This is a genomic window from Snodgrassella sp. M0110, from assembly GCF_016101465.1.
Classification (GTDB): domain Bacteria; phylum Pseudomonadota; class Gammaproteobacteria; order Burkholderiales; family Neisseriaceae; genus Snodgrassella; species Snodgrassella alvi.
Map to the genome: position 1 here is coordinate 321,279 of NZ_JACFQM010000002.1, position 25,192 is coordinate 346,470.

Annotated in this window: 19 protein-coding genes and 1 tRNA gene; 13 read left to right on the top strand and 7 right to left on the bottom strand. The window is 40.0% G+C overall.

All coding sequences use genetic code 11. The features are described from left to right. The first annotated feature begins 23 nt into the window (after positions 1 to 23). From H3T84_RS04310 to H3T84_RS04320, 3 genes are all read left to right on the top strand, one after another. Entirely contained in the window at positions 24 to 377 is a 354-nt protein-coding gene (locus H3T84_RS04310; protein WP_198218232.1) for a hypothetical protein, read from the top strand. 469 nt (positions 378 to 846) lie between these two features. Further along, positions 847 to 1,206 carry a hypothetical protein gene (locus tag H3T84_RS04315; RefSeq protein ID WP_198218234.1) on the top strand — a complete coding sequence of 120 codons (360 nt, stop codon included), beginning with the start codon at positions 847 to 849 and terminating at the stop codon, positions 1,204 to 1,206. A 201-nt stretch (positions 1,207 to 1,407) separates the two neighbouring features. Further along, on the top strand, positions 1,408 to 1,749 hold the full coding sequence (locus H3T84_RS04320) for a hypothetical protein (RefSeq protein WP_100141632.1): 342 nt from the start codon (positions 1,408 to 1,410) through the stop codon (positions 1,747 to 1,749). A gap of 362 nt (positions 1,750 to 2,111) precedes the next feature. Here H3T84_RS04320 and H3T84_RS04325 read toward each other — a convergent pair whose 3' ends face one another. From H3T84_RS04325 to panC, 3 genes are all read right to left on the bottom strand, one after another. Next, positions 2,112 to 2,489 (bottom strand): DUF805 domain-containing protein, encoded by a 378-nt coding sequence (locus tag H3T84_RS04325; protein ID WP_037474252.1) that lies wholly within the window; start codon positions 2,487 to 2,489, stop codon positions 2,112 to 2,114. Between the two features lie 765 nt (positions 2,490 to 3,254). Beyond that, entirely contained in the window at positions 3,255 to 6,923 is a 3,669-nt protein-coding gene (locus H3T84_RS12085) for a DNA translocase FtsK (RefSeq protein WP_232346102.1), read from the bottom strand. Positions 6,924 to 6,976: 53 nt separating this feature from the next. After that, positions 6,977 to 7,816 (bottom strand): pantoate--beta-alanine ligase, encoded by an 840-nt coding sequence (gene panC / locus H3T84_RS04335; protein ID WP_198218236.1) that lies wholly within the window; start codon positions 7,814 to 7,816, stop codon positions 6,977 to 6,979. A 243-nt stretch (positions 7,817 to 8,059) separates the two neighbouring features. Here panC and H3T84_RS04340 point away from each other — a divergent pair, with 243 nt between their 5' ends. The 3 genes from H3T84_RS04340 (at position 8,060) to H3T84_RS04350 (ending at position 11,640) form a co-directional block, all read left to right on the top strand. Then, positions 8,060 to 8,863 (top strand): basic amino acid ABC transporter substrate-binding protein, encoded by an 804-nt coding sequence (locus H3T84_RS04340; RefSeq protein WP_198218238.1) that lies wholly within the window; start codon positions 8,060 to 8,062, stop codon positions 8,861 to 8,863. A 184-nt stretch (positions 8,864 to 9,047) separates the two neighbouring features. Beyond that, the gene (locus H3T84_RS04345; protein WP_198218240.1) at positions 9,048 to 10,049 is read left to right on the top strand and encodes a 2Fe-2S iron-sulfur cluster-binding protein; all 1,002 of its coding nucleotides are present in this window, start codon (positions 9,048 to 9,050) and stop codon (positions 10,047 to 10,049) included. Positions 10,050 to 10,056: 7 nt separating this feature from the next. After that, the gene (locus H3T84_RS04350; protein WP_198218242.1) at positions 10,057 to 11,640 is read left to right on the top strand and encodes a phosphoethanolamine transferase; all 1,584 of its coding nucleotides are present in this window, start codon (positions 10,057 to 10,059) and stop codon (positions 11,638 to 11,640) included. Between the two features lie 237 nt (positions 11,641 to 11,877). Here H3T84_RS04350 and clpA read toward each other — a convergent pair whose 3' ends face one another. Together clpA and clpS are read right to left on the bottom strand one after the other, a co-directional pair. Continuing rightward, complete coding sequence (gene clpA, locus H3T84_RS04355) at positions 11,878 to 14,172, bottom strand: ATP-dependent Clp protease ATP-binding subunit ClpA (RefSeq protein WP_198218244.1); 2,295 nt, start codon at positions 14,170 to 14,172, stop codon at positions 11,878 to 11,880. Between the two features lie 142 nt (positions 14,173 to 14,314). After that, a complete protein-coding gene (gene clpS / locus H3T84_RS04360; RefSeq protein ID WP_174833186.1) occupies positions 14,315 to 14,620 on the bottom strand; it encodes an ATP-dependent Clp protease adapter ClpS in 306 nt (101 codons plus the stop codon). A 226-nt stretch (positions 14,621 to 14,846) separates the two neighbouring features. Here clpS and H3T84_RS04365 point away from each other — a divergent pair, with 226 nt between their 5' ends. Beyond that, positions 14,847 to 15,050 (top strand): cold-shock protein, encoded by a 204-nt coding sequence (locus H3T84_RS04365; protein ID WP_025330479.1) that lies wholly within the window; start codon positions 14,847 to 14,849, stop codon positions 15,048 to 15,050. A gap of 181 nt (positions 15,051 to 15,231) precedes the next feature. On the opposite strand, the gene H3T84_RS04370 is transcribed toward H3T84_RS04365, so the two are convergent. After that, positions 15,232 to 16,452, bottom strand: a complete 1,221-nt coding sequence (locus tag H3T84_RS04370) for a uracil-xanthine permease family protein (RefSeq protein ID WP_174833185.1) — start codon at positions 16,450 to 16,452, stop codon at positions 15,232 to 15,234. Positions 16,453 to 16,653: 201 nt separating this feature from the next. On the opposite strand from H3T84_RS04370, the gene H3T84_RS04375 reads away from it, so the two are divergent. The 6 genes from H3T84_RS04375 to H3T84_RS04400 all read left to right on the top strand — a co-directional run bounded on the left by H3T84_RS04375 (position 16,654) and on the right by H3T84_RS04400 (position 23,087). Further along, a tRNA-Thr gene (locus H3T84_RS04375) sits at positions 16,654 to 16,729 on the top strand. Between the two features lie 443 nt (positions 16,730 to 17,172). Next, complete coding sequence (locus H3T84_RS04380) at positions 17,173 to 18,906, top strand: MFS transporter (RefSeq protein ID WP_084563415.1); 1,734 nt, start codon at positions 17,173 to 17,175, stop codon at positions 18,904 to 18,906. 17 nt (positions 18,907 to 18,923) lie between these two features. After that, on the top strand, positions 18,924 to 20,183 hold the full coding sequence (locus H3T84_RS04385; protein WP_198218246.1) for an HlyD family secretion protein: 1,260 nt from the start codon (positions 18,924 to 18,926) through the stop codon (positions 20,181 to 20,183). Then, positions 20,180 to 21,574 (top strand): efflux transporter outer membrane subunit, encoded by a 1,395-nt coding sequence (locus H3T84_RS04390; RefSeq protein ID WP_198218248.1) that lies wholly within the window; start codon positions 20,180 to 20,182, stop codon positions 21,572 to 21,574. The genes H3T84_RS04385 and H3T84_RS04390 overlap by 4 nt, the downstream gene beginning before the upstream one ends. 145 nt (positions 21,575 to 21,719) lie before the next feature. Further along, positions 21,720 to 22,562: an RnfABCDGE type electron transport complex subunit B gene (locus H3T84_RS04395; protein ID WP_198218256.1), complete on the top strand. Its 843-nt coding sequence runs from the start codon at positions 21,720 to 21,722 to the stop codon at positions 22,560 to 22,562. 90 nt (positions 22,563 to 22,652) lie between these two features. Then, a complete protein-coding gene (locus tag H3T84_RS04400) occupies positions 22,653 to 23,087 on the top strand; it encodes an META domain-containing protein (protein ID WP_198218264.1) in 435 nt (144 codons plus the stop codon). A gap of 135 nt (positions 23,088 to 23,222) precedes the next feature. Here H3T84_RS04400 and fumC read toward each other — a convergent pair whose 3' ends face one another. Next, positions 23,223 to 24,611: a class II fumarate hydratase gene (gene fumC, locus H3T84_RS04405; RefSeq protein ID WP_198218272.1), complete on the bottom strand. Its 1,389-nt coding sequence runs from the start codon at positions 24,609 to 24,611 to the stop codon at positions 23,223 to 23,225. Positions 24,612 to 25,192 lie beyond the last annotated feature (581 nt).

Here is a 25,192-nt window from a genome sequence, read left to right on the forward strand (position 1 = left end):
AGATAAAACCAAAGGATAAAAAAGTGAAAAAACTTCTACTAGTAACACTATTAGCAATCTTGCCTATATTAAGCTTTGCTAAAGGGCCTGATTGCGATTCCTGGCCAATGAATGTAAGTGAAAGCTGGTTACAAAGAGAGGGTATAGTTGATATCAAAAATTTAGATGAATCTAAAACTAAGTCAACTTTATTAGCATCTGAGAAAAAAGCAAAAGGCTTATATACCCAAATTTATCACTTTATTTTTTATGATGAAAAAGGAAATAGTTATGAAATCATTACTAAAAATGATGCTTCTTATGAAGAATGTTCAATGACTGCTGCTGATGTCTATTTAATATCAAAAAGTTATATAAATAAACGAGTAAATAAATGAGATGTTATCATTAGTTAAATATTTTTAAGGAAAATCATATATTTAAAAATAGATATATGATTTTCTTTATATATTTTTAAAACAAATTAGATGTTTTTAAAATAAAACTTAAATCATTTCATTTATTCAGTTCTGGAATAGTGAAATTTTGATTACAGTAATTTATAGTCTTAGTATCAAATAAATATATAAGTAAGATGTAATATTTATTACATTCTGCCATCTTAGAGATTATCTTGAAACACCCACATTGTAGTGCATATTCAATCAGGTTAGAACCTGATCCAGGTAATAATATGTGTGGTAGATTTGGTTTTTACATCCATGGTGATAGTAAAATGAATTCCGGTACTACTTCTACTGGTTGTATTCTTCTAGATAAAAAATATCGGGAACAAATGTGGAATAGCAATAATAAAAATCTAGAAGTAATATAATAGTGGAATAGATAAAACAAAAGGATAAAAAAGTGAAAAAACTTCTACTAGTAACACTATTAGCAATCTTGCCTATATTAAGCTTTGCTAAAGCACCTGATTGCGATTCCTGGCCAATGAATATGAGTGAAGTCTGGTTACAAAATGCTGGTATAGTTGATATTAAAAATTTAGATGAATCTAAAACTAAGTCAACATTATTAGCATCTGAGAAAAAAGCAAAAGGCTTATATACCCAGACTTATCACTTTATTTTTTATGATAAAAAAGGAAATATTTATGAAATCATTACTAATAGTGATGCTTCTTATGAAGAATGTTCAATGAGTGATGTTGATGTATATTTAATATCAAAATTAATATCAAATATTTATAAACAAGAAAATAAGTGAGATGTTATCATTAATCACATTATTTTTTAATAAAATCATATATTTTAAATAAATATATAATTTTCATTATAAATTTTTAAAACTAAAATTTAAATGAAATATATCAGTAAGATGTAATGTATAATTCTAGATAAAAATTATCGAAAAGATATGTGGAACAGCAGTAATAGCATAATAGATAAAATCTAAGGATGAAGAAAAGTGAAAAAATTTTTAATAGTAACGCTATTAGCAGTCTTGCCTATATTAAGCTTTGCTAAAGGGCCTGATTGCGATTCCTGGCCAATGAATATGAGTGAAACCTGGTTACAAAAAGCTGGTATAGTTACTATCATAAATTTAGATGAATCTAAAACTAAGTCAACATTATTGGCATCTGAGAAAAAAGCAAAAGGCTTATATACCCAGATTTATCACTTTATTTTTTATGATACAACAGGAAATACTTATGAAACCATTACTAAAAATGATGCTTCTTATGAAGAATGTTCAGAGACTGCTGTTGATGTCTATTTAATATCAAAAAGTCATATAAACAAGTAAATAAATGAGATGTTATCATTAGTTACATATCTATTAAGGAAAATCATATATTTAAAAATAGATATATGATTTTGATCATAAATTTTTTAAAATAAATTAAATATTTTTCAAATTAAAATTTAAATGAAAATATAAGAAAAATGTAATTATTTATTTCACCCTGCCAATCTTGTAGTTATCTTCTTATAATTCAAAATCAAAATGTATCGTTGACATTTTTTACAATGGCAATAAATTTTTCAATTAGTGGCTTATTTTTTATCATCATAATATATATATAAATAAGCCACTAACTAAATAAAGATAAAACTAAATTTTTAGTTTTGTCTTTATTATTTTCCATACGGAATCTCCCCAAAACGCTAGAATAACCTATGCTCAAAACGGTTTGGCTTACCCGGCAACAGCATCAGTATGATAAACCAGATTTGCCCGATGACCGGTATAAGAGTAATCAGAATCCACCATGCAGAACGGTTAGTGTCATGCAGCCGTCTGAACTGAAGTGACAAAGTCGCTATCCATACAACAAAACCGATTACCAGCACAACGAAATTAATTGTCCAGTCACCCCATGTATAGATATCATTAATCGGATGTCCCAGCATTTTTTCAACAGCATATAATAAAATCATTCCAAGAAAATAGTTAAGAACAATCGGCCACCAATAATCAGCACGATTAGAGGTTCCTGAAAAATTCAGAATGTTATGCCAGAATCGTTTGTAGGATTCAATCATTAGTTTATCTCCAGATTATTAATACATTTACAACTATAAATTTTCAAATTCGGATTTATATGTCAGATACAGATAATTAATCTTAAGACTTACCTACAAACGAGGCAAACAATTTAATTTATAAAACAATTACTTACAATTTTTATTTAATTATAAAATTTAATATATTATTTTTAGATATTTTATCGATTATAAGAATATTTATACTTTAATTAAATATATTTGTATATTTATTTGCGTTTAAATACATATTTACAATATTTATTTAATTATTTGTCATTATTTAAATTCAAGCTTCATTGCAATAAAGTAGAAAAATTTCAATTTATATGACATTTTCCTAAAAAAAACTATTAAATGTATAAATTAAACAACATTTTTAACAATTTATTCATTTTTATCATACAAATAAATACATATCATTAGCTAAATAATTATTTTTTGATACTTATATTAAAAACGCAGACTAACTTTTATTGCTAATCAATCTTTCTAAATATCAAAAATTACTAGATATTAATATTCTGACAAGAGCAATTTGAATGTATCTACACTATAATTTGCCATTATAAATACGGCTCACCTGAATATTATTTATTGGTTTAAAAAATATAAATATTGATATCAACCATATTACAGAGATGCTGTTTATTATTTAAAACCCAAAAACGTACACCTGCGTCGGTAGTATTATATTGATATAAAAAAACGCATATAAAAATATGCGTTTAAGAAATCGGCAGAAACAAACTTATTTTTAAAAGATTATCCATCCAGATGATTACTCTGCGGAGCCAGCACGGTACGATTGCCATTGCCTTCTGCGGCAGAGACAATTCCTTCTGCTTCCATTTGTTCAACCAGACGTGCAGCACGGTTATAACCGATGCGCAATTGTCTTTGTACAGAAGAAATACTTGCCTTACGAGTTTTAATTACCAGCGCCACTGCTTCATCATACAGAGGATCAAGCTCATCATCGCTACTGCGTGACGATGCATTGCTGAACATATCATCATCACTGACCCCGGCAGTTAAAATATCATCAATATATTGGGGTTCGCCAAACTGTTTCAGATAATGTACAACCCGATGCACTTCTTCGTCGGCGACAAAGGCCCCATGTACACGCTCCGGATAGGCGGTACCCGGTGGTAAAAACAGCATATCCCCCTGTCCGAGCAAGTTTTCAGCGCCCATCTGATCAAGAATGGTGCGACTGTCTACTTTACTGGATACCTGAAAAGCAATACGGGTTGGAATATTGGCTTTTATCAGTCCGGTTATAACATCTACACTGGGACGTTGGGTAGCCAGTATCAAATGAATACCGGCAGCACGGGCTTTTTGCGCCAGACGCGCAATAAGTTCTTCAATTTTTTTGCCGGCCGTCATCATCAAATCGGCAAATTCATCAACAATCACAACAATAAAAGGCAATTTTTCCAGTGGTTCAGGATTATCCGGCGTAAGTGAGAACGGATTAAACAATTTTTGATTGCGTGCACCCAGCTCAGCAATTTTCTGATTGAATCCGGCCAGATTACGCACACCGGCATGACTCATCAGCCGGTAACGTTTTTCCATTTCATTTACACACCAAGTCAGCGCATTAGCAGCCAGCTTCATATCTGTAACCACGGGCGCCAGCAGATGAGGGATACCTTCATAAATGCTTAATTCAAGCATTTTCGGATCAATCATAATCAGGCGTACATCTTCAGGTGTAGCTTTAAACAGCATAGACAGAATCATGGCATTAACACCTACTGACTTACCAGAACCTGTTGTTCCAGCTACCAAAAGATGTGGTGCTTTAGCCAAATCCGTTACCACAGGCTGACCGGTAATACCCTGACCAAGAGCCAGCGTCAGTTTAGAACGGGATTGCTGAAATACCGAAGCTGAAAAAATCTCACTAAGACGAATAATTTGTCGTTTGGGGTTAGGTAATTCCAGCCCCATACAGGTTTTGCCCGGAATCGTTTCAACTACCCGGATAGAAGCAAAGCCCAGACTGCGTGCTAAATCTTTTTCCAGATTAACTACCTGACTACCGCGAACGCCCTGTGCCGGTTCAATTTCATAACGAGTAATTACCGGGCCGGCAAATGCATCAATTACGCGAACTTTGACTTTAAATTCAGCCAGTTTTTCTTCGATGGTGATACCATTTTCCAGCAAGGTTTCTTCACTTTGTTGTGCCGCGGGATCATAATATGGTGGTAATAATAAATCCATCCTCGGCAGCATAGGTTTTAACTGTGGTTTGTGCGCCGGTGTGACAACCGCTGTCTTATGCAAAGCTTTTTGCAATGCCATACCGATAGCAGTTTGCGATGACTGAGCACTATAGTCTTTTTGTTCTGTGGGTAGTGACTGCCGGTTATTTCGGGTAACTACTCCGGTGCTTTCGACAACCGGTACTGATTCAGTCTGTCGTTCATCTTTTTCAATTACTTCAACATGATTAACAATTTCTGAGCAGCTCTGCGGTTGAGTTTCAACCTTTGGCAAAAATGCTGATATATCTGTGTTAGCTTCTTCTTCGTTGTAATGTTCATGCAAAGGGAAATAATCTGGTGCTTCTGTCTGCTCTTCAATTTCAGCGAAAAACGGATCTTCTGTAGCCAATACCGGAGTTTCCGCCACTGCAACATCTCCATCACTATCATCAGACAGATAAGAAGTGTTTCCGATACTAAAATCAGAATTCTCATAATAAGAATTTTGTGAATTATTATTGACTGTTACTGCCTGCTTTACTGTTGGCATATCCTGAGAATAATGAAACTGACTTCTTCTCGGGCGCAGATTCTCAGTAAAATTTTCATTCTGCTGTACAGGCTGCTGATTAAAAGAATCGCCATAGTCAACATTATTGCTGCTGTAATCTTCTGCTACAGGAGCATTTCCAGCCGCAACTGTAGTAATAGATGCTGGCGGCATGGAATGAAAAGGTGTAAATCTTGTTGACAGTGGTGCCTGTGCACTGCCGGCAGCATCTGTAAAACCTTTGTCTGCAGACATATCAGCTACTGGTGCCGTCATTTTTACTGTATGGCTTTTACCGATACGTGCAGCTGCCGGAATAACACTTTCTCTGACTACCGGCCGCTGAAATTTCTGTCTGTTTACCGGTGAATCGGTTTTAGCCAAATTCGCATATATTTCGTCTTCAGCTATTACCGGTATGCTATAACCAGAATTAAACTGCTGGGCATTCTCGTTATGGCGCTGTCTTGCCAGTCGCTGACGCAGCAGATTCAAACGAATATCTTCTTCGTTAATAATTTGCACGCCATTATGTTCTCTCCCTAGTCTATGCTCATGAACTGACTGCTCAGGAATAGTAGTTACAGAATGCGGCAGGTGCGAAGGAGCACCAACAGAATTACCCAGTTTGTGATGGGTAGCCTGTTGTAAATCATCCAAATCAAAATTTTTTAATGCCCGAGCTTTTAATAAAGCAGCCTGTTCGGCTTTAGTACGCGAACGAACTTTATTTAATATCGGATCATCGACAGTAATTTCTTTCGCATTGCGATTGTGCTGCTGATTCTGACTGTTTAAAGGTTTGTACTGCCATTTAAGCTGAATCACTTCAAGTGCCGGAGCCTGTTCAGTGACTGTATCCGCAAGTGAATGATTTTCTACTTTACGGGTAGCCTCTGCCAGAGTAATTACTTCCAGATTTTTATCCGGAGGGAACACCACTGCAGCTTGTGTATGCTCTTCACTGGTAATCAATATATTTTTATCTGTCGACTCTTCATTATCAATGTCAGCCTCTTCCTCTGTATTCGGCAGAATATTTTCTTCGGCCACATCTTCAGTATGAATATCATTACCATCCGCAGCATTTTCTTTTAAAGATTTAAAAAATTTAACCGGAAACCAAGGGTTTTCTTTTATTACCGGCAATTCATTATCTGTATCAGCTGTGTCTTGTAAACTATCTCCATTTTCACTGACTGTTTTATCCGTTTCATTTTTCACCGGTATAGGAGCGGATTCAATAACTGTAATCTGAGGAGTAACCGGTTCAGATTCCGATTTTTCAGTCTGTTGTTTCGGCAGACAGCTCTCACCAGTACTATTAGCCGGTACAGCCGGATGAATTTCTTCATGATTATTTACAGTTTCTATTGCTTCAGATTCAGTCTTTAGCAAATCTGGTTCTAACGGATGTTCTTGTTGCGCTGAACTTTGAACTGTCTGATTGCGCTGTACAAGCTTTTGCGCCAGACAAGAAATACGGCTTTTCAAAGAAGGTCTGGCAATCTTCAATACCGGAAACTGACCTTCCTGAAACCGGTTTTCATAGCGGGTCAGGTAGGTCAATTCCAGTTGCCATTTACGTTCCTGAATATTACGCCACCAGAATAAAGCGCCTATAGCACTAATTAACAGTATTAATACAATCCACCACATACGTGTTCACGCTGCCTTATGGTTAATATCTGGTTAACAGACTATTTTTATTATTAATGCGACAAATTGACTTCTATATTATCAATTAAACGGGTAGTTCCCAAGATTGCAGCAGCCAGAATAACCAGATTTTTATCGGATATCTGAGCTTTTGTCAGCGTTTGTGCCTGCCTGATTTCAATATAATCAACCTGCCATCCATTTTGTTGCAAATACGTTGCGGCACTATTTTCCAAAGCCGAAAAGTTAGTATTTCCCAGCTTAATTGCATCGGCAATATTTTGTAACTGTGCAAACAACTGTGCTGCCTGTACATGCTCCTGTGCCGAAAGATAACCATTACGGCTGGATAAAGCCAAACCAGTTTGTGCTCGTTCTATTTCTACCGGAATGATTTCTACATTTATATTCAGATCCTGAACCATGCCTTTTATCACAGCCAGTTGCTGATAGTCTTTTTTACCAAAACAGGCTACATCAGGTTGAACAATATTAAACAGTTTAGTTACTACTGTCGTCACCCCGCGAAAATGACCCGGACGGCTGCGCCCGCATAACTCATTTTGGATTGCCGGCGGTTCAACAAAATAACTCTGCACACCATTTGGATAAAGCTCGTTTTCATCGGGTGCGAATACCACATCGGCACCGGCTGCTTTAAGCTTTTCTGCATCCTGCTCTAAAGTACGCGGATATTTATCAAAATCTTCTCCGGCACCAAACTGTATCCTGTTAACAAATATACTTACTACCACTGAATCAGCATAAGCTTTAGCTGTACGTACCAGTGACAAATGACCTTCATGCAGATTACCCATAGTCGGTACCAGGGCTACGCGTTTAGCCTGCTTGCGCCATGAACGCATTTCAGCAATGGTATGTATTATATGCATAAATTATCCTGTAAAACTAAAACATACATAATTTATATACTGTTAGAAAATATCATGTATATGTGAAGGTGAAATTATAACACTGCAAACCTACATTACAGAGTATCTATAAAGCTTGTGTCATCATTTAAATATGTTACTATCAAACCAGACATGGCAGTAAGGATGCGTATTATCAAATGTAAATTTTTGTATAGAACATCTTCCTTAGCCAATTAACCCATCTAAACTCAAGGAACATTTATGAAAATCAAACACTGGTTCGCCGCTGCGGCCATGTGCTCTGCACTGGTGCTAACGGCCTGTGGCGGAAGTAAAAATAATTCAGAATCTGCATCTGCACCTACACCTACACAGTCTGGTGCCGATAAAACTTATATTGTCGGTACAAATGCCGAATTTGCCCCTTTCGAGTCACGCACCGCTGATGGTTCACTCACCGGTTTTGATATTGACTTGCTTACAGCAATGGCTAAAGCCGGTAATTTCAAAATACAGTTTAAAGACCAGCCCTGGGACGGTTTGTTTGCCAGCTTAAATAATGGCGATTTAGATATCGTAGCTTCCGGGGTAACCATCACTGACGAACGTAAACAAAGTATGACTTTCAGCGATCCATACTTTGATATTTCTATGATGGTACTGACACCGAAAGCAAAAACCTTTCATTCTCTGGCAGAATTAAATAATATGCAGCGCGTAGCTGTTGCAAGTGGTCAGACCGGTGATTTGGCTGTTCAGAAGATACTTGGTGCACAAAGTACCAAAATTGCCCGTTTTAACAGTGTACCTTTAGCCATTAAAGAGTTGGAAAATGGCGGAGTTGAGGCCATGGTTTCAGATGGTGCTGTTATCAGTAATTATGTTAAAGCCAATGGTGCTGATAAATTTACTATTAATAAGGTACCGGAATTTGGTGTAGACCATTATGGATTCGTGGTACGCAAAGGTGATACAGCCACAGTAGAAAAACTGAATGATGCATTGAAAAAAATTCGTGCCAGTGGCGAGTACGACAAAATCTACGCCAAATACTTTTCTAATTAAATCTTTCCCTGCCTTTTCAGGAAGTATTCATGATAAGCCTGTTACTGAGCATAACAGGCTTTTTTCATTAAACAATAATGTAATCTGCGCTGCGGCATTTATTATCATTTTTTACCTCCTGATTTGGCTTTTATCTGGCAAGGTTCTAAAATAATCGTTTTCTTTAAAATAATACAAAACAGATATGAGTTATCGGATAACTGTTTTACCGGCAAGTGAAACTTTTTACGCAAAACAAGGGGTATCACTGCTTAATGCGGCTATTGAAAACGGTATTATGCTGCCGCATGCCTGTAAAAGTGGCTGTTGTGGTGCCTGCAAGGCGCAACTGACTGAGGGCAAAACTACTGAAATCAATTCACAGGCGGCCTTGAACAGTAAAGACAGCAATCAGCAGGATATTTTATTATGCTGTCAGAGTGCTGCAAGTGATATAACACTTTATCTACCCAATTATCAGGGTAAAAATAATCAGCCGGTTCAAACGCTGAATGCGCGGATTGATGATATTCGCTATTGTGCCAATGTAGCCATTGTTACCCTGAAACTGCCGCTAAAAAAACAGTTTAATTTTACAGCCGGACAATATGTCGATATTGTTCTCGCTGATAATTTACGCCGCAGTTACTCCATCGCCGGTTTTAATACTGATACTCGTCAGCTGGTTATTCATGTCCGCCGCCATACGGGTGGTGTTTTTTCTGAACAATTATTTGACGGACGGCTTCAGCAAAAAGATATTATTCACATTCACGGACCTTTAGGCAGCTTTCAACTGAGTAAACAACAAAAACAATTAATTATGCTGGCATCAGGTACTGGTATTGCGCCAATTGAAGCTATGCTGAATACTCTGGCTGAACAACAATATCGGCAGGCTATCCATGTATACTGGGGAGTTGCCGCAGAAGAAAATTTGTACGATGCAGCCTTATTGGACAATCTTTGCGCCGAATTGGTTCAGGCAAAGTGGACAGCAGTACTGTCCCGGCCGGAATCATCCTGGAAAGGAGCTCGGGGATATGTACAAGATATCGCCCTAAATGATTATCCCGATATGAGCAATCATGAAGTATATGCATGCGGACATCCGCAAATGATTGCCAGCGCAAAATCTTTATTCCTCAAACAGACTGCTCTGGCAGAAACAGCTTTCTTTGCCGATAATTTTACTCCTGCATCCTGAGTTATTTATGAAACTGACACCTCGTAAACATTATCTGCTGATGATTGTGTTATTACTTATTTACAGTCTGGTAATGATTTATGCGCTGGCTTATCCACCGAATCCAAACCGGATTATTGAAACCTGGCTGCTTATGCTGCTTTTACAGCGTTTCTTCCCGAGCGTATGGCGATGGCTGATGTGGTTAAGTACTATTATTATTCTTTTATATCACCCTACTGCTACCCTGTACGGCCGGCCAAGTTTTGGCATTATTGCTTCGTTATTAAGCACAACCGTCAGTGAAGCAAGTGAATATATTGGTGCTATTCCATGGCACACCTACTTTGCTACTATTTTACTAGCAGCCGTTCCGCTGTTTATTGTACGTTTTAATCGTAAAGCCGCAGCACCTCGCTGGCGTTTTTACTGGAGTATTCCGCTAGTACTGATTCTGATGGTAATGACAATACAGACAGCACGTAAGGGCTATACAATCGGTGGTTTTGCGTTGCGCGCACAGCCGGTGGAATTTTTAGCAGATGCCTATCTGCAACCACGAGCCTATTTTACTGAACTGGCCAAAATGAAGCGGGATTTAGCCAAACCTGACAGTTGGCAAATCAGCAGCAGCCATCAGATTTATCGTAACTATGTACTGATTATCGGCGAAAGTGTCCGTGCAGACTATATGCATCTGTATGGTTTTAAATATAAAGATACACCATTTCTGGATAAACATGCCAATATTGTTATGAATAATATGCTGTCTGCCGGACCGAATACCCCTATTTCATTATTACATGGCTTGACACTCAGCCACGGCACATCTATCAACATACAAAATAATGTTATTACTCTGGCTAAAAAGGCAGGTCTGGATACCGCCTGGTTATCTAATCAGGGCGCTCTCGGGCAATACGATACGTCAATTTCTTCTATTGCTCATCAGGCAAATCACGTGACTTTTCTGAAAACAACCGGATACGATTTTGGTATACGCAGCTTTGATGATCAGCTTATTGCCCCACTGCAAAAAATTTTAAATCAGCCACTGCCTTCGAATCGGTCGCGGCTGATTGTGCTGCATATCATGGGTTCTCATCCTAATCCGTGCGACCGTCTTCCACAACAAGCGCATCACTATGTTGATAACAACAACACTAACTGCTATATTGACACCATCCGGCAGACAGACAATTTACTAAGTCAGATATATACGGCATTACAGCACAGCGGTCAGCCATTCAGTATGTTGTATTTCAGCGACCATGGTTTAAGTCACGATAAAAACAGTTATGAAAAAAACAGCATCGTACGTTCTGAAAGTATCCTGCGTCATAATGATTGCTTCTACCAGAACTACCATGTTCCATTAGTGATTGTCAGCAGCGATCTGACCGGACAATTACGTAATAAAGCTCAGCGCAGCGGTCTGGAATTACTGGATGGTGTGGCGCAATGGCTGGGAATCAGCATACCGCAACTGCCCTATAGTGAAAAATTTTTTAGCAAATTAAACAGCTCTCAGCTTCATGTTCTGGATTTTCATCAGCGTTTACAGCCGGTAAATAAGCTACAAAACGACCCGCTACCAGCTAATTTACTTTAAATCATTTATTGTTATTTTCGAAAATAAACAATTTTCATATTCTTTACTAAAAAAGGTTTAATTCGTTTATTTTAAATTTTTTTAGTTTAAGGCTTTACATTTGATATGAATCAAAACACTTGTTAATGAAAACATTATAATGAACTTACTTTGATTGGTTTCCTCTTGATGTGTGTGTTTAAGTGTGGCTTTTCGCCACACTTTTTTTTATCAAAATATATATTATTATTAACACACTTATTCAATAGTTACCGACTCAGATTCTTTCTGACTGTTTTTTTGTGGATCTGTAAAATCGAGTACCACTTCGTCAGGCTGTGGTAAATAATCAATTCGTACAACACCACCCTCACTTAGCCGGCCAAATAATAATTCATCCGCAAGTAATTTACGAATACGTTCCTGTATCAGACGATGCATCGGCCGCGCACCCATTGCCGCATCAAAACCATGTTTAGCCAGATAGGCACGTAACGCAGGTGTAAATTCAGCCACAACCTGCTTAGACAGTAACTGCTGTTCCAAAGACAACAAAAATTTATCAACCACTTTAGCAATAATTTTTTCATCCAGTGCCTTAAATGGAACAATGGCATCAAGACGATTACGAAATTCGGGGGTAAATGTATTCTTAATAGCAATCAAACTGTCAGACTGCTCACGCTGACCAGTAAAACCAAGGTTAGGTTTAGCAAGCTCGGCCGCACCGGCATTAGTAGTCATAATGACAATTACATTACGAAAATCCGCACTACGACCATTATTATCTGTGAGCTTGGCATAATCCATCACTTGTAACAATACATTAAATACATCAGGATGAGCTTTTTCAATTTCATCCAGCAGTAATATACAATAAGGCTGTTTATTCACTGCATCAGTCAGTAATCCGCCCTGCTCAAATCCTACATAGCCCGGTGGCGATCCAATAAGACGCGAAACAGCATGGCGTTCCATGTATTCAGACATATCAAAGCGCAATAATGGCAGATCCAGTAATTGTCCCAGCTGTCTGGCAACCTCAGTTTTACCGACGCCGGTAGGCCCGGCAAACAGAAAGCTGCCAATCGGCTTATCAGCCGGTTTCAAACCAGAACGAGCCATTTTTATTGATGCAACCAGCACATCTATAGCCTGATCCTGTCCAAAAACTTTTGCTTTCAGGTTATCAGCCAGAAAACGCAATACCTGTTTATCATCATGAGAAACAGCTGTTTCCGGAATACGTGCCACTTTAGCGACAATAGCCTCAATTTCAGCCCGTCCGATAACTTTACGCTGTCTGGATTTTGGCTGAATTTTCTGTGCGGCCGCTGCTTCATCAATAATATCGATCGCTTTATCAGGCAAAAAACGTTCATTTATATAGCGCGCGGATAACTCGGCAGCAGCCTGTAATGCTGCACGGGTATAACGTACCTGATGAAAGTGCTCAAATGCCGGACGTAAGCCCTGCAATATCTGTACCGTTTCCAGTACGGAAGGTTCTACTACATCTATTTTCTGAAAACGCCGGCTTAATGCGTGATCCTTATCAAAAATGGTGCGGTATTCCTGATACGTAGTGGCGCCAATGCAGCGCATACTTCCTTTGGCTAATGCCGGTTTGAGGAGATTGGATGCATCCATTGTCCCGCCGGATACACTGCCTGCTCCAATGATGGTATGAATTTCATCAACAAACAACACAGCTTTATCCAGCTCACTTAATTCTTTGATTACGGCTTTTAGTCGGGCTTCAAAATCACCGCGATATTTTGTTCCGGCCAGCAGTGCACCCATATCCAAAGAAAAAACTACTGAACCTTTAATAGATTCAGGTACCTTTTCATGTACTAGTAAATAAGCCAGTCCTTCTGCCAGAGCGGTTTTACCTACACCTGCCTCCCCTACCAGTAATGGATTATTTTTGCGTCGGCGACATAATGTCTGGATCAGACGCTGTATTTCCTCATTACGTCCAATTAACGGGTCGATACGTCCGGCCATTACCTCCATATTGAGATTCACTGTATACAGCTCCAGAGCTTTTGCCTCTGCTTTGGCAGCTTCTGTCTCATTGTTCTGCTCAGTATTTTTATCCTGAGAAAAACGATGATTACCCAGTGTCAGGTATCGCAGCACATCCAGACGGGTTACTGATTGCGCTTCAATAAAATACACGGCATGACTGTCTTTTTCCGACATAATCGCAACCAGTACATCAACCGGTGTTACCTCACCTTTTGTCTGCGCCGCTCGCACATGTACAATAGCCTGCTGTAAAACTCGCTGAAAACCCAGTGTAGGCTGTAATTCAGACTGTTCAAGCTCATTATCCGGCAAGACCGGAGTGTTTTCATGAATACTCTGTTGTAACTGTTTAGCCAGTAAATGATTGTCTACGCCAACAGCCTGTAATACTTCACTGACATCTTCACTTTGCTGCAACAGGCCGAGCAACAGATGTTCGACACCAATAAATTCAAAGGCGTGGCTACGAGCCTCTGCATAAATATATTGCAAAATTTTTTCAAGCTGTGCCGAAATCATATCCGACCTCCTGGCAAAGTTACGTTATCAATAGTGACAGCAAATAATTTCAATCGCTTGTATAAACATGAAGCATACACGATAAAATTCAAGTGGCACCCGCAGAACCAATATTTCACCCGTAATTACCCAAACAGGCAATTCAGGCCTCTTCTACCAGGCACTGTAAAGGAAAACCGGCTGCTTCCGAGCGTGATAAAACCTGATTACATTTTGTTTCTGCAATATCTTTTTGAAACACACCACACACGCCGCTTCCGGATTCATGCACCATCAGCATAATGGCGATGGCCTGCGTATGTGGTAAATGAAACACATCCATTAATATACTGATAACGAAATCCATTGTCGTATAATCATCATTCAGCAACACCACTTTATAGCGTTTTGGCGGCATTATCATTGCTTTCTGGCTCTGGCTAACAATTTGTATCTTCGTATTTGACATTGTCTAGTAATCTACATGTATCTGTGGGTTTTTAGTAACGGTTTTAATAATTTTATCATTTTTCGGTAAGCTTGCTTGACGTTAGTTCTTAACCTATGTAAAAAGACTACTTAACAAGTCAGACATAGACTGCCAGACAAACTGATGTACAGCCGTTCACTACTTTGTTGGCCTTTTTGTGTCGTAAACTTGTTCTTTATTTTGTTTTTTATGTATAGGAAGTTTCATGGCAACTGGTATTGTTAAGTGGTTTAACGACGCTAAAGGTTTTGGTTTTATTACACCTGATGAAGGTGGCGAAGATTTGTTTGCGCATTTCTCTGCAATCAACATGAATGGTTTCAAAACCTTGAAAGAAGGTCAACGTGTATCTTTTGACGTGACCACCGGTCCAAAAGGTAAACAAGCGGCTAATATTCAGGCAGCTTAATCTTAGCCGGTTGTCCGGTTAGTCTAAAATAGCGGCAAAAGCCGCTATTTTCTGTTTGAACTGAAAAAATTAACTTGAATAAGACTACTGTCTTATAAATTGAATTTCCGTCAAACATAAGAAACCGCAGCTATAAACAGGCTGCGGTTTTTTAACAGGATCAAACGATTTGAATAATTGATCAGGACTGGGCTGACGATTTAGCCGGTAAAAGCAAATTAAGTACAATTGCCAGTAAAGCGCATAAACCCACACCAGCAAAAGCCATCGTACCAATTTTCACAACCATACCACCGATACCGACAGTCAGTACGGAACTGACAATCACCAGATTACGCGGTTCCATCAAATCCACTTTGGCATCAATCAGCGTTTTCAAACCCAGTGAAGCAATAGTTCCAAACAGCAATAACATAATCCCGCCCATTACCGGCAACGGAATAGAGCTGAGAAATGCATTAAACTTACCAAAGAAAGCCATAAAAATTGCAAAAACGGCTGCCCAGGTCATAATTACCGGATTACTGTTTTTAGTAATCATTACCGCGCCGGTAACCTCACCATAAGTAGTAACCGGAGGGCCGCCAATCAGACCAGCCACACATACGCCCAAACCATCACCCAGCAAAGTGCGATGTAAGCCGGGGTCTTTTACATAATCGTGGCCTGTTACCTTACCAATAGCCATGATTCCGCCAATATGCTCAATAGCCGGTGCGATAGCTACGGGCAGCATAAACAGTGCAGCCTGCCAGTTAACCTCAGGCGTAGCGAAATGTGGCACAGCAAACCATGGTGCTGCTGCCATGGCACTGGTATCTACCATACCGGTAAATAAGGCCATAATATAACCGGCGGCCACACCAATCAAAATCGGAATCAGCCGCATCATTTTGCTGCCGAATACGGTAACAATAACCGTTACAGCAAATGTGAAACCAGACAAAAACAAAGAATGAGCGTAATCAACCACCTGCTTATCACCAGATCTGCCCATAGCCATACTGCTTGCTACCACAGCCACCGATAAACCTATCACCATAATCACCGGACCAATGACCACTGGTGGCAGTAAACGATGTACTGAAGCCAGACCGCGCCATTTAATTAATGCGGCAAAAACAAAATACATAAAGCCGGCAGCAAACAGACCAAACATAGTTGAACCCAGTCCCCATTCCTGCATGGCATAAATAATCGGTGCAATAAACGCAAAAGAGGAACCCAGATAAATCGGTACTTTACGTTTAGTACAAAGTTGAAATAATAAAGTACCTATACCTGCACCCATTAATGCCAGTGCCGGATTCAGCCCTGTCAGCAACGGTACCAGAACCATAGCACCAAATGCTACAAACAGAATTTGCGCGCCGGCAAGCGCGAGTTTCAAATGGTGTCCCACCCTGACACTCCCGATAAATAAACAAAACTCAGTATTATAATATAGGACGTTATAAAAAAAAGTTATAGTTTGTCGCCGTCAGGCTAAAACTTGAATATTTTAATTAATCGTTAAAACAGCAGTTTAATTGTAAATTTAAAAAATAATCACCAAAAGGGCTTGCACGATTTAATTTTATTGCGCATAATGCGCTCCTCTTTCGCCGGCATAGCTCAGTTGGTAGAGCAGCTGACTTGTAATCAGAAGGTCCCGAGTTCGACTCTTGGTGCCGGCACCAGTTAAAAACAAAAAAGCATAATCTCAGGATTATGCTTTTTTGTTTTTAACGACCATCTACTCTTCTGGATTTTTTATTAACAAAATAAGTTAATACTTATGTGTGATTATCATTTTTGCCTGTCTCTAAAAATCAATCAGCAATTACTGAACTTTCGTCCTATTTTGCATTAAACTAATATGCAGTCTTGTCTGTTTTAATTATCGTATATTTATGTAATCGTAACTTATCTCAATCACTTGAGAATTATTGACAGACACAATAGTTTTATATTTTTACAATGATAAATAATTTTAAAAATTAACAATTTATATCCGTTATTCTAAAGCAGAATTATTATCACAGATATTAAAATATTGTTAGCAGAAACCAAAAATTTGTTTTAGAATACTTACACGCTGAACGTTTATCGCCCATCCATCTGAGTTAATCAGGATTACTGGATGGCATTTTTAATTGTAGCGGCTTCAGCATATGTATATTGCAGTAAAAAATCCATGTCTCAAAATACCTATCAGTTAAAACCGCATGAACGCCCCATGATGGCGGGCTCACCGTCATTTCCCGACCATCCGTGGAAAAGGCGTTTATGCTACGGCATCATTGGCACAATCGTTGGCTTAACTGCCGGATTTACCAATGGCATGATGCTGGCCAACATTCCCCAGATTCAGGGCTACTTGGGACTGACACCTGAACAGGGCGGCTGGATACAGGTATCCTATTACATGTTCAGCGCCATTATCAGTGTATTACTTTTTAAAATCCGCCAGAATTTCGGGTTGCCGCGTTATGTAGGCTATATCATTCTTGGGCTGATACTGACTAATTGCCTTCAGTTTTTTTTCCATGATTATTATATGGAATTATTCGCACGTGGTATGAGCGGGTTGGTAGGCGGCAGCTTAAACAGTGTAGCCATGTATTACATGATGCAGGCGATGCCGGCTATTCATCGTGGTAAAGGCATGATATTCGGGCTGGGGCTTACTCAGCTCAGCCAGCCGCTGGCCAGATTTATTTCTCCCCTGCTTTTACAGCACGAACAGTTTCAGCTTGTATTCAGTTTTCAGTTAGGTATGGCATTGCTGGTTTGCGGTGCAGTATGGCTGTTACCTATTCCCTCTGGCTATCTGGAAAAATCTTTCGAAAAAATTGATTTGATAAGCTTCCCTTTGCTGGCTGCCGGAATTGCCTTTATTTCTGCAGGAGCGGTACAAGGCAGAATTGTCTGGTGGGACAAAGACTGGATTGGCTGGCTGTTTGTAGCCGGCGTCGTATGCTGTATGCTTTCCGTGATTATTGAATACAACCGCAAACGCCCGATGCTGGATATCAAATGGATGATGCATACCAATGGCATGCTCCAGATACTGATTTTCGGTTCATTGATAAGAGTAGCTTTATCTGAGCAAAACATGGGTGCAGCTGGTCTGATGACAGCTTTAGGCCTGAGTAATGACCAGATGATACATTTTTATGCGGTTGTTTCCTGTGGTGCTGCACTCGGATTGCTTACTAGTGTATTAACATTCAACCCTCTTGATATTAAATTACCTTTGGTCATTTCATTTGCCATTATTGCCATGGCCAGTTTTATGGAAGTTGGACAGAATCAGTGGTCACGACCGGTTAACTTCTATATTCCCGAGTTTATGATTGCCTTTGCTTCGCTGTTTTTCTTCGGGCCGGTTATGATGGAAGGACTGATACGAGCTCTTTCCAAAGACCCTGTATATATCATGAGTTTCTCGGCTGTATTCGGTTTTTCACAAACAGTCGGCGGGCTAATCGGTTCAGCGTTACTTAATGCTTTCATTACGATTAGAACACGCATTCATCTGATTAACAGCGCAGACAGTGCATACCTGACAGACCCGTTAGTCAATCAGGTAATTCAGAAGAATGCTCTGGCGAGCCAGAGTTTTAGTTTTGATAGCAGCTGGAATCATGCCTATGGTGTCAGTAAACTGATTCAACAGGACACCATGCTGGCACAAGTGGCTGCTTACAATGATTTATTTGTTTTGGTGGGAATCGGTTCGTTAATCTGCTTTCTGGTTGTCGGCGCACATCGCTGGTGGCATCAGATACACGGTACCAACCCAATCGGGCGTGAACTGAGAAACTATGCGGCTGCCCGCCAGCGTGCAATGCAAGAACCGCCAAAACAATAAAATAAAGAAGGACAATAATGACTGACACACAACAAAACAATCCGGATCAAAATCAGAAAACAACCGGCAATCAAACCGCACAGTCTGCTCCGGTAGCAAGCAAAACCGCTAATGAACAGACATCAGCACAGCCAAATACGAATCAGGCGGGCACAAATCAGCAAAGCAGCTCATCCGCTTCTGCCGGTAAGGCTAATCCCTCGCCTGCTCAGCCGACAGTCAGTCAGTGGCAGCCTCCTAAACGTAAATGGTTTGTAACTGCCATTCTGGTACTGGTATTAATGCTTGGTGTCCTGATGATTTTACGTGCATGGAAATTACCGCCATTCCGCAACTCAATGGTATCAACTGATAATGCATATGTACGTGGTCAGACTACCATTATCAGTCCTCAAGTAACTGGTTACGTTACTAAGGTATATGTTCAGGATTTTGACGACGTTAAGGCTGGACAGCCACTCATACAGATTGATGACCGGATATACAAACAAAAAGTTGCAGCCGCTGAAGCCGGAATTGGTTTACAGGATAGCTCTTTAGCCAATTACGAACAGAATCGCCGCAGTAAAGAAGCAACTCTGGCAGCTCGTGAGGCAGATATTGCCAATGCTCAAGCGCAACTGGAAAAAGCTCAGGCTGATATGGCCCGGGTGAATATTCTGGTTGCTGATGGTTCGCTTTCCTTACGTGAACGCGACCAGACAAGAGCTGCATTAAAACAGGCTCAAACCGGAGTTGCGGAAGCTAAAGCACAATATCGGGTTGCTCAGGAAGATCTGAAAAGCACTCATGTTAACAAGAGCGGCCTGAAAGCAAACGTTGATAATGCACATGCACAGCTCGGACTGGCTCAGATTGATTTATCCAATACCGTTGTCCGGGCGCCTGAAAGTGGTCGGTTAAGTGAAATCAGCGTCAAAAATGGTCAGCTGGTAAATGCCGGAACACAATTAATGTTTCTGGTACCTGCACGCAAATGGGTGGTCGCTAACTTTAAAGAGGCACAGACAGCCAATATCCGCGTTGGTCAGCCAGCATGGTTTACAGTGGATGCCCTGAACGGAGCCAAAATCAAAGGTACCGTAGAAAAAATTTCTCCGGCTGCCGGCAGTGAGTTTTCTGCAATCAAACCAGATACCACTACAGGTAACTTCGTTAAAGTACCACAGCGTATCGCTGTCCGCATACGCATTGATACCAGTAATGAGCTTTTTGAACGTCTGCGCCCGGGCATGTCTGTGGTAGTAAGTATAGATACAACCAGAGTGAAAGCATGAAAACACCTTTAATCAGACTGTTTACCCTGATTGCTCTATCAGTCAGTGCCAGTGGTTGTATTCCCAGAATTCCGAACATTCCGGCAACTGCGCGGGTCGAAGTTCCGGTACAGTGGCATGAACAGTATCATCACTCCGCTCAAATTGCAGATGCACAATGGTGGACTCAGCTTAATGATCCGGTTTTAAACCGGCTTATCAGTGAAGCACTTGCTAATAACATTGATATCGCTCTGGCACAAACACGAATACAGGAAGCACTCGCTCAGGAACATGCTTCGCGCGCATCCTTACTACCCAGTCTGGAAGCCAGCGGCGGTACTTCACGGCAAAAAAGCCTGAATGCTTTTGGTATTGCTACCATTAACCGTGTAGAACAGCCAACATTTCAGGCTGCATACGAACTGGATGTTTTTGGTCAAAACCGTAATGCATGGAAAGCACGTCGTCTGAACCGGCAAGCCAGTGAAATTGCCGAAGAAGCAACCCGTCTGAGTGTCATCACAACTACGGTTAAATCTTATGTCACTCTGCGTGCACTTGATGAAAAGCTGAATTTACTGCAAAAAACTCTGGAAGCGCGTCAGCGAGAGCTAAAAATTGCTCAATCTAAAGCTAATGTCGGCTATACATCCAAGCTGGAACTGAATCAGGCACAGGCTGAATATGCAGCCACACTGCAACAGATTCCGGTAGTTCAATCCAGTATCAGCCAACAGGAACATGCTCTGAGTATGCTGACAGGCAGTAGCAGCCGTACCATTGAACGCGGTTTATCCTTATCAGAACTGCATGCACCGGCTATACCTGACATACTGCCTTCTGATCTGATGAAAAATCGTCCGGATATAGTTCAGTCGGCACTATTAATAGCTGCCAGTGATGCCAGTCTGGCCTCGGCTCAGGCACAATTTTTACCTTCTGTGAAAATCAGTGCTACATTCGGCCGTCTGTTTACTACTTCACCAATTAAAGAACCGGTTAATTTATGGAGTATAGGCGGCAGTATTCTGGCACCTGTATTCGAAGGCGGACAATTAAAAGCAAATTTTGATCTGAATGTCGCTAAACGTAATGAAGCTGTCTGGAACTATCGCAAAACTGTTCTGACTGCTCTAAAAGAAGTTGAGGACCAATTATCCGGCAGCTATCGCCTGCAGGAACAGGAACAAGCTTTGGCAATGGAAAGAGATGCATTGGCGAATGCCCTGCATCATGCAACAAATCGTTATCGTGCAGGTTATTCTCCTTATCTTGATGTTCTGGACAGCCAGCGCAATTTACTGAGCGTACAAAGTCAGCTAATTCAGAGTAAAGCAGATTATCTGAATTCACAGGTTTCACTTTATCAGGCTCTTGGCGGAGGCTGGACAGCACCTACAGGTAAATAATCTCAGTCTCAACCGCACAGGATTGAATACAAAGCAGAATAAACAGACTATAATATTTAATAAAGTCTGCTTATATGTATAAATTTGCTGTTTTAGCTTTATGTTAGAATAGTTCTTTAAGTATTAAAAATTACGTAGTTTTATCATGTCTATTGCTTCTGAACACATTGACCGGCTTTTACCTCAGACTCAGTGCAGGCAATGTGGATATCAGGGTTGTTTGCCGTATGCTCAGGCATTGAGTCGCGGAGAAGCTGAAATTAACCTCTGTACACCGGGCGGTACTGCTGTCATCAGTGATCTGGCTAAACTGTTAAATGTGCAGGTTCTTCCTCCGGCTGATGTGCTTAAAGCTGCCCTCCCTAAAGCAATAGCTGTAATTGATGAAACCGAGTGTATCGGTTGTACGGCATGTATTAAGGCCTGTCCGGTAGATGCGATTATGGGCGCAACCAAACAAATGCATACAGTAATCAGCGCTGAATGCAGCGGTTGTGAATTATGTATTGCCCCCTGCCCGGTTGATTGTATCGATATGCAGTCGGTACTTGAACACTGGTTACCACAGGCAAGAACACTGACCGATGAGCAGGAAAGTGACCGTTTTGCCGCTGCTACTCAGGCCAGTCTGCGATTTCAGCATCGTACCGAACGTCTGCAACGCTTGCAGCGTTTAAAAGAGAAACAACTGCATGCACGCAAAACTAAAGAACCTGCAACAACCACAACTTCTGCAGCAAAGTCTGCCGGCAAAATTAATCCGGCTGCCTTGATTGCAAAAGCAATGGCTAAAGCACAAACGCAACAGATACACAGAAGAGTGCCTGATAATCAGGACTCTTTTCAGCAGCAACAAATTGCCAAGGCACAGGAGCAGGCTGGTTACCGCCGCGCCATGCGAGATTTACAATATGGGAATGATCAGCAAAAAGCAGAAGCTCTTGAATGGTTACGTTTGTATAAACAACAACGCGAATCCGAACAATAATGCGCAAAATCTGACAAAACTAAATAAAAATGCTAAAATAATAAAATATGTCAAAATTAATTGGCTATATAAGTAAATGAAATTAAACAAATGAAGAAATTAACATCACTTCTGGCTTCTGTGGCTATTCTGCTTGTAATTAATGCCTGTGCTTTTGCAGATAAGCCTAATACCAGATTTTTATCCGGCAATTGGGAAATCCGTTCTCTGAATGGTGAACCCACGCCAGATACTTCTTCTCGTATTCGTTTTGATCCGAATACACATCAGTATTTTGCTTATTTCGGCTGTAATCAAATAAATGGTACTTATCGTGACTATCATCATACATTGCGTTTAAGTCAGCCTTTTGGCATCAATAAACTATGTGCTAATATAGAAGATGAACGTACAGGTACTGGTACACTCGGTTTTGTTAAATTCTGGCGCATTGTTAATGACACTACTGGTGTCCGTCTGCAATTACTGGATAAAGACCGTTATGTACGGGTAGAAGCACGTTTGATTAAAGAAACAGCAAACTAATCAAAAAAACAAAAATTTTTTTATCAGATTGTAATCAATTTTAATAGCTTAATCATACAACCGTTAATACTGAATTTAATATCAAAAAAGCCGCATCGAATTAATTTCGATACGGCTTTTAATCAGATTACACCATCAGTGTGGTGCAATCATATCTTCCGGAATAACCCATTTATCAAATTCTTCTGCGGTCAGAAAACCCAGCTCTATAGCTGCCTGTTTCAGACTCGTATTCTGTGCATACGCTGTTTTTGCAATTTTAGCTGCTTTTTCATAGCCGATATGGCGATTAAGGGCAGTAACCAGCATCAGAGAATGATGTAAATTGGCATCAATTTTTTCTTTTACAGGCTCAATCCCCTGTGCACAACGCAAATTGAAACTATTGCAGGCATCAGCCAGTAAACGCACTGATTGCAGAATATTAAACACCAGTACCGGCATAAATACATTCAGTTCAAAATTACCCGAAGCACCAGCCACTGTAATAGTTGTATCATTACCCATTACCTGAGCAGCAACCATAGTCATGGCTTCACACTGAGTCGGATTCACTTTACCCGGCATAATACTTGAACCCGGCTCATTTGCCGGAATAGTGATTTCACCAATACCACAGCGAGGTCCGCTAGCTAGCCAGCGGATATCATTGGCAATTTTATTCAGACTGACTGCCAGCGTTTTCAAACTGCCAGAAGCAAATACCACTGCATCACGACCGGCAAGTGCCTCAAATTTATTAGGAGCGGTAACAAACGGCAAACCAGTTAACTCAGCCAGTTTGGCTGCCGCTTTTTCTGCATACTGTGGGTGACTGTTCAAACCGGTACCTACTGCTGTACCACCCAATGGCAGTTCATATAACCAGTGTAATGCCTGCTGCAAACGCTCTAGTCCATGATCCAGCTGGCTGACATAACCACTGAATTCCTGACCCAGTGTCAGCGGTGTCGCATCCTGCAGGTGTGTACGACCAATTTTAACAATATCTTTAAAGGCTTCAGCTTTAGAAGCCAGCGTGTCACGTAAAGCCTGCACAGCGGGAATCAAATGCTTATTAATCTGAATCGCTGTAGCGACATGAATAGCTGTCGGAAATGAATCATTGGTAGACTGAGCATGGTTAACATGATCATTCGGGTGTACCGGTTTATAACTGCCTCTTGGCTGACCGGCAATTTCATTGGCCACATTAGCCAGAACCTCATTCATGTTCATATTACTCTGCGTACCAGAGCCGGTTTGCCATACCACCAATGGAAACTGGTCAGCCAGTTTCCCTTCCAGAACACGTTCAGCTGCCTGTACTATCAGACCGGCACATTCACCGCTGATACGCTCAAGCTGCTGGTTAGTTAATGCGGCTGCTTTTTTAACCAGAGCCATTGCCTGAATCATAGCTGGTGGCAAAGTTTCGCCGCCAATATCAAAATTTTGCAGACTACGCTGAGTCTGCGCACCCCAGTAAACATTTTCAGATACAGCGATTTCACCCATGCTGTCATGTTCAATACGTGTATTCATATCGTCTCCATGATTGCGTGCCCACATTATTGAAAACAAAACAATAACTTGCACACTAGACAGGCATTAATTACATTCACAGACATCTGGAATATATTTAATTCCCATTATAACCAGCCTTAATTGTGCAGTGATTTAGCTCATTTAGCCACAAATTAATGTCATTTATAAACATACGTTAATATAAAATTCAGATTTATTTGATAATTTCCAAAATAATTTATTTTTAATTACAAATATTCCAATAATAGTTTTAAGTTGTAAACAAAAATATCATTTTTCTAAAACTAGCTCGATTTTATCTCGAAATTGTATTCTTCTTCATGCGGAAAATATCAATATTCTGCGTTGGGTAATGACGTATTTAATCATTATCACTATTGCTATGCTGCATACTTTTTACAAAATAAAATAAAACCTTGTAACTTCGAATTTCATTCCGGCTGTTATAAATTAAAGCGAACTGTACTGAAATTATTAATAAAATTTTAGTAAATCTACCGCGAGCTTATTTTCTGATCACAATTTGTAAATTGGAACATAAAAAGATCATTGCGGCAAATTAATAAAACTCTATAGGT

Bases quoted from the DNA above. Each gene is read 5' to 3' on its own strand.
- H3T84_RS04325 (WP_037474252.1), bottom strand. From the start codon at position 2,489: ATGATTGAATCCTACAAACGATTCTGGCATAACATTCTGAATTTTTCA.
- H3T84_RS12085 (WP_232346102.1), bottom strand. From the start codon at position 6,923: ATGTGGTGGATTGTATTAATACTGTTAATTAGTGCTATAGGCGCTTTA.
- panC (WP_198218236.1), bottom strand. From the start codon at position 7,816: ATGCATATAATACATACCATTGCTGAAATGCGTTCATGGCGCAAGCAG.
- H3T84_RS04340 (WP_198218238.1), top strand. From the start codon at position 8,060: ATGAAAATCAAACACTGGTTCGCCGCTGCGGCCATGTGCTCTGCACTG.
- H3T84_RS04345 (WP_198218240.1), top strand. From the start codon at position 9,048: ATGAGTTATCGGATAACTGTTTTACCGGCAAGTGAAACTTTTTACGCA.
- H3T84_RS04350 (WP_198218242.1), top strand. From the start codon at position 10,057: ATGAAACTGACACCTCGTAAACATTATCTGCTGATGATTGTGTTATTA.
- clpA (WP_198218244.1), bottom strand. From the start codon at position 14,172: ATGATTTCGGCACAGCTTGAAAAAATTTTGCAATATATTTATGCAGAG.
- clpS (WP_174833186.1), bottom strand. From the start codon at position 14,620: ATGTCAAATACGAAGATACAAATTGTTAGCCAGAGCCAGAAAGCAATG.
- H3T84_RS04365 (WP_025330479.1), top strand. From the start codon at position 14,847: ATGGCAACTGGTATTGTTAAGTGGTTTAACGACGCTAAAGGTTTTGGT.
- H3T84_RS04380 (WP_084563415.1), top strand. From the start codon at position 17,173: ATGGCATTTTTAATTGTAGCGGCTTCAGCATATGTATATTGCAGTAAA.
- H3T84_RS04385 (WP_198218246.1), top strand. From the start codon at position 18,924: ATGACTGACACACAACAAAACAATCCGGATCAAAATCAGAAAACAACC.
- H3T84_RS04390 (WP_198218248.1), top strand. From the start codon at position 20,180: ATGAAAACACCTTTAATCAGACTGTTTACCCTGATTGCTCTATCAGTC.
- H3T84_RS04395 (WP_198218256.1), top strand. From the start codon at position 21,720: ATGTCTATTGCTTCTGAACACATTGACCGGCTTTTACCTCAGACTCAG.
- H3T84_RS04400 (WP_198218264.1), top strand. From the start codon at position 22,653: ATGAAGAAATTAACATCACTTCTGGCTTCTGTGGCTATTCTGCTTGTA.
- fumC (WP_198218272.1), bottom strand. From the start codon at position 24,611: ATGAATACACGTATTGAACATGACAGCATGGGTGAAATCGCTGTATCT.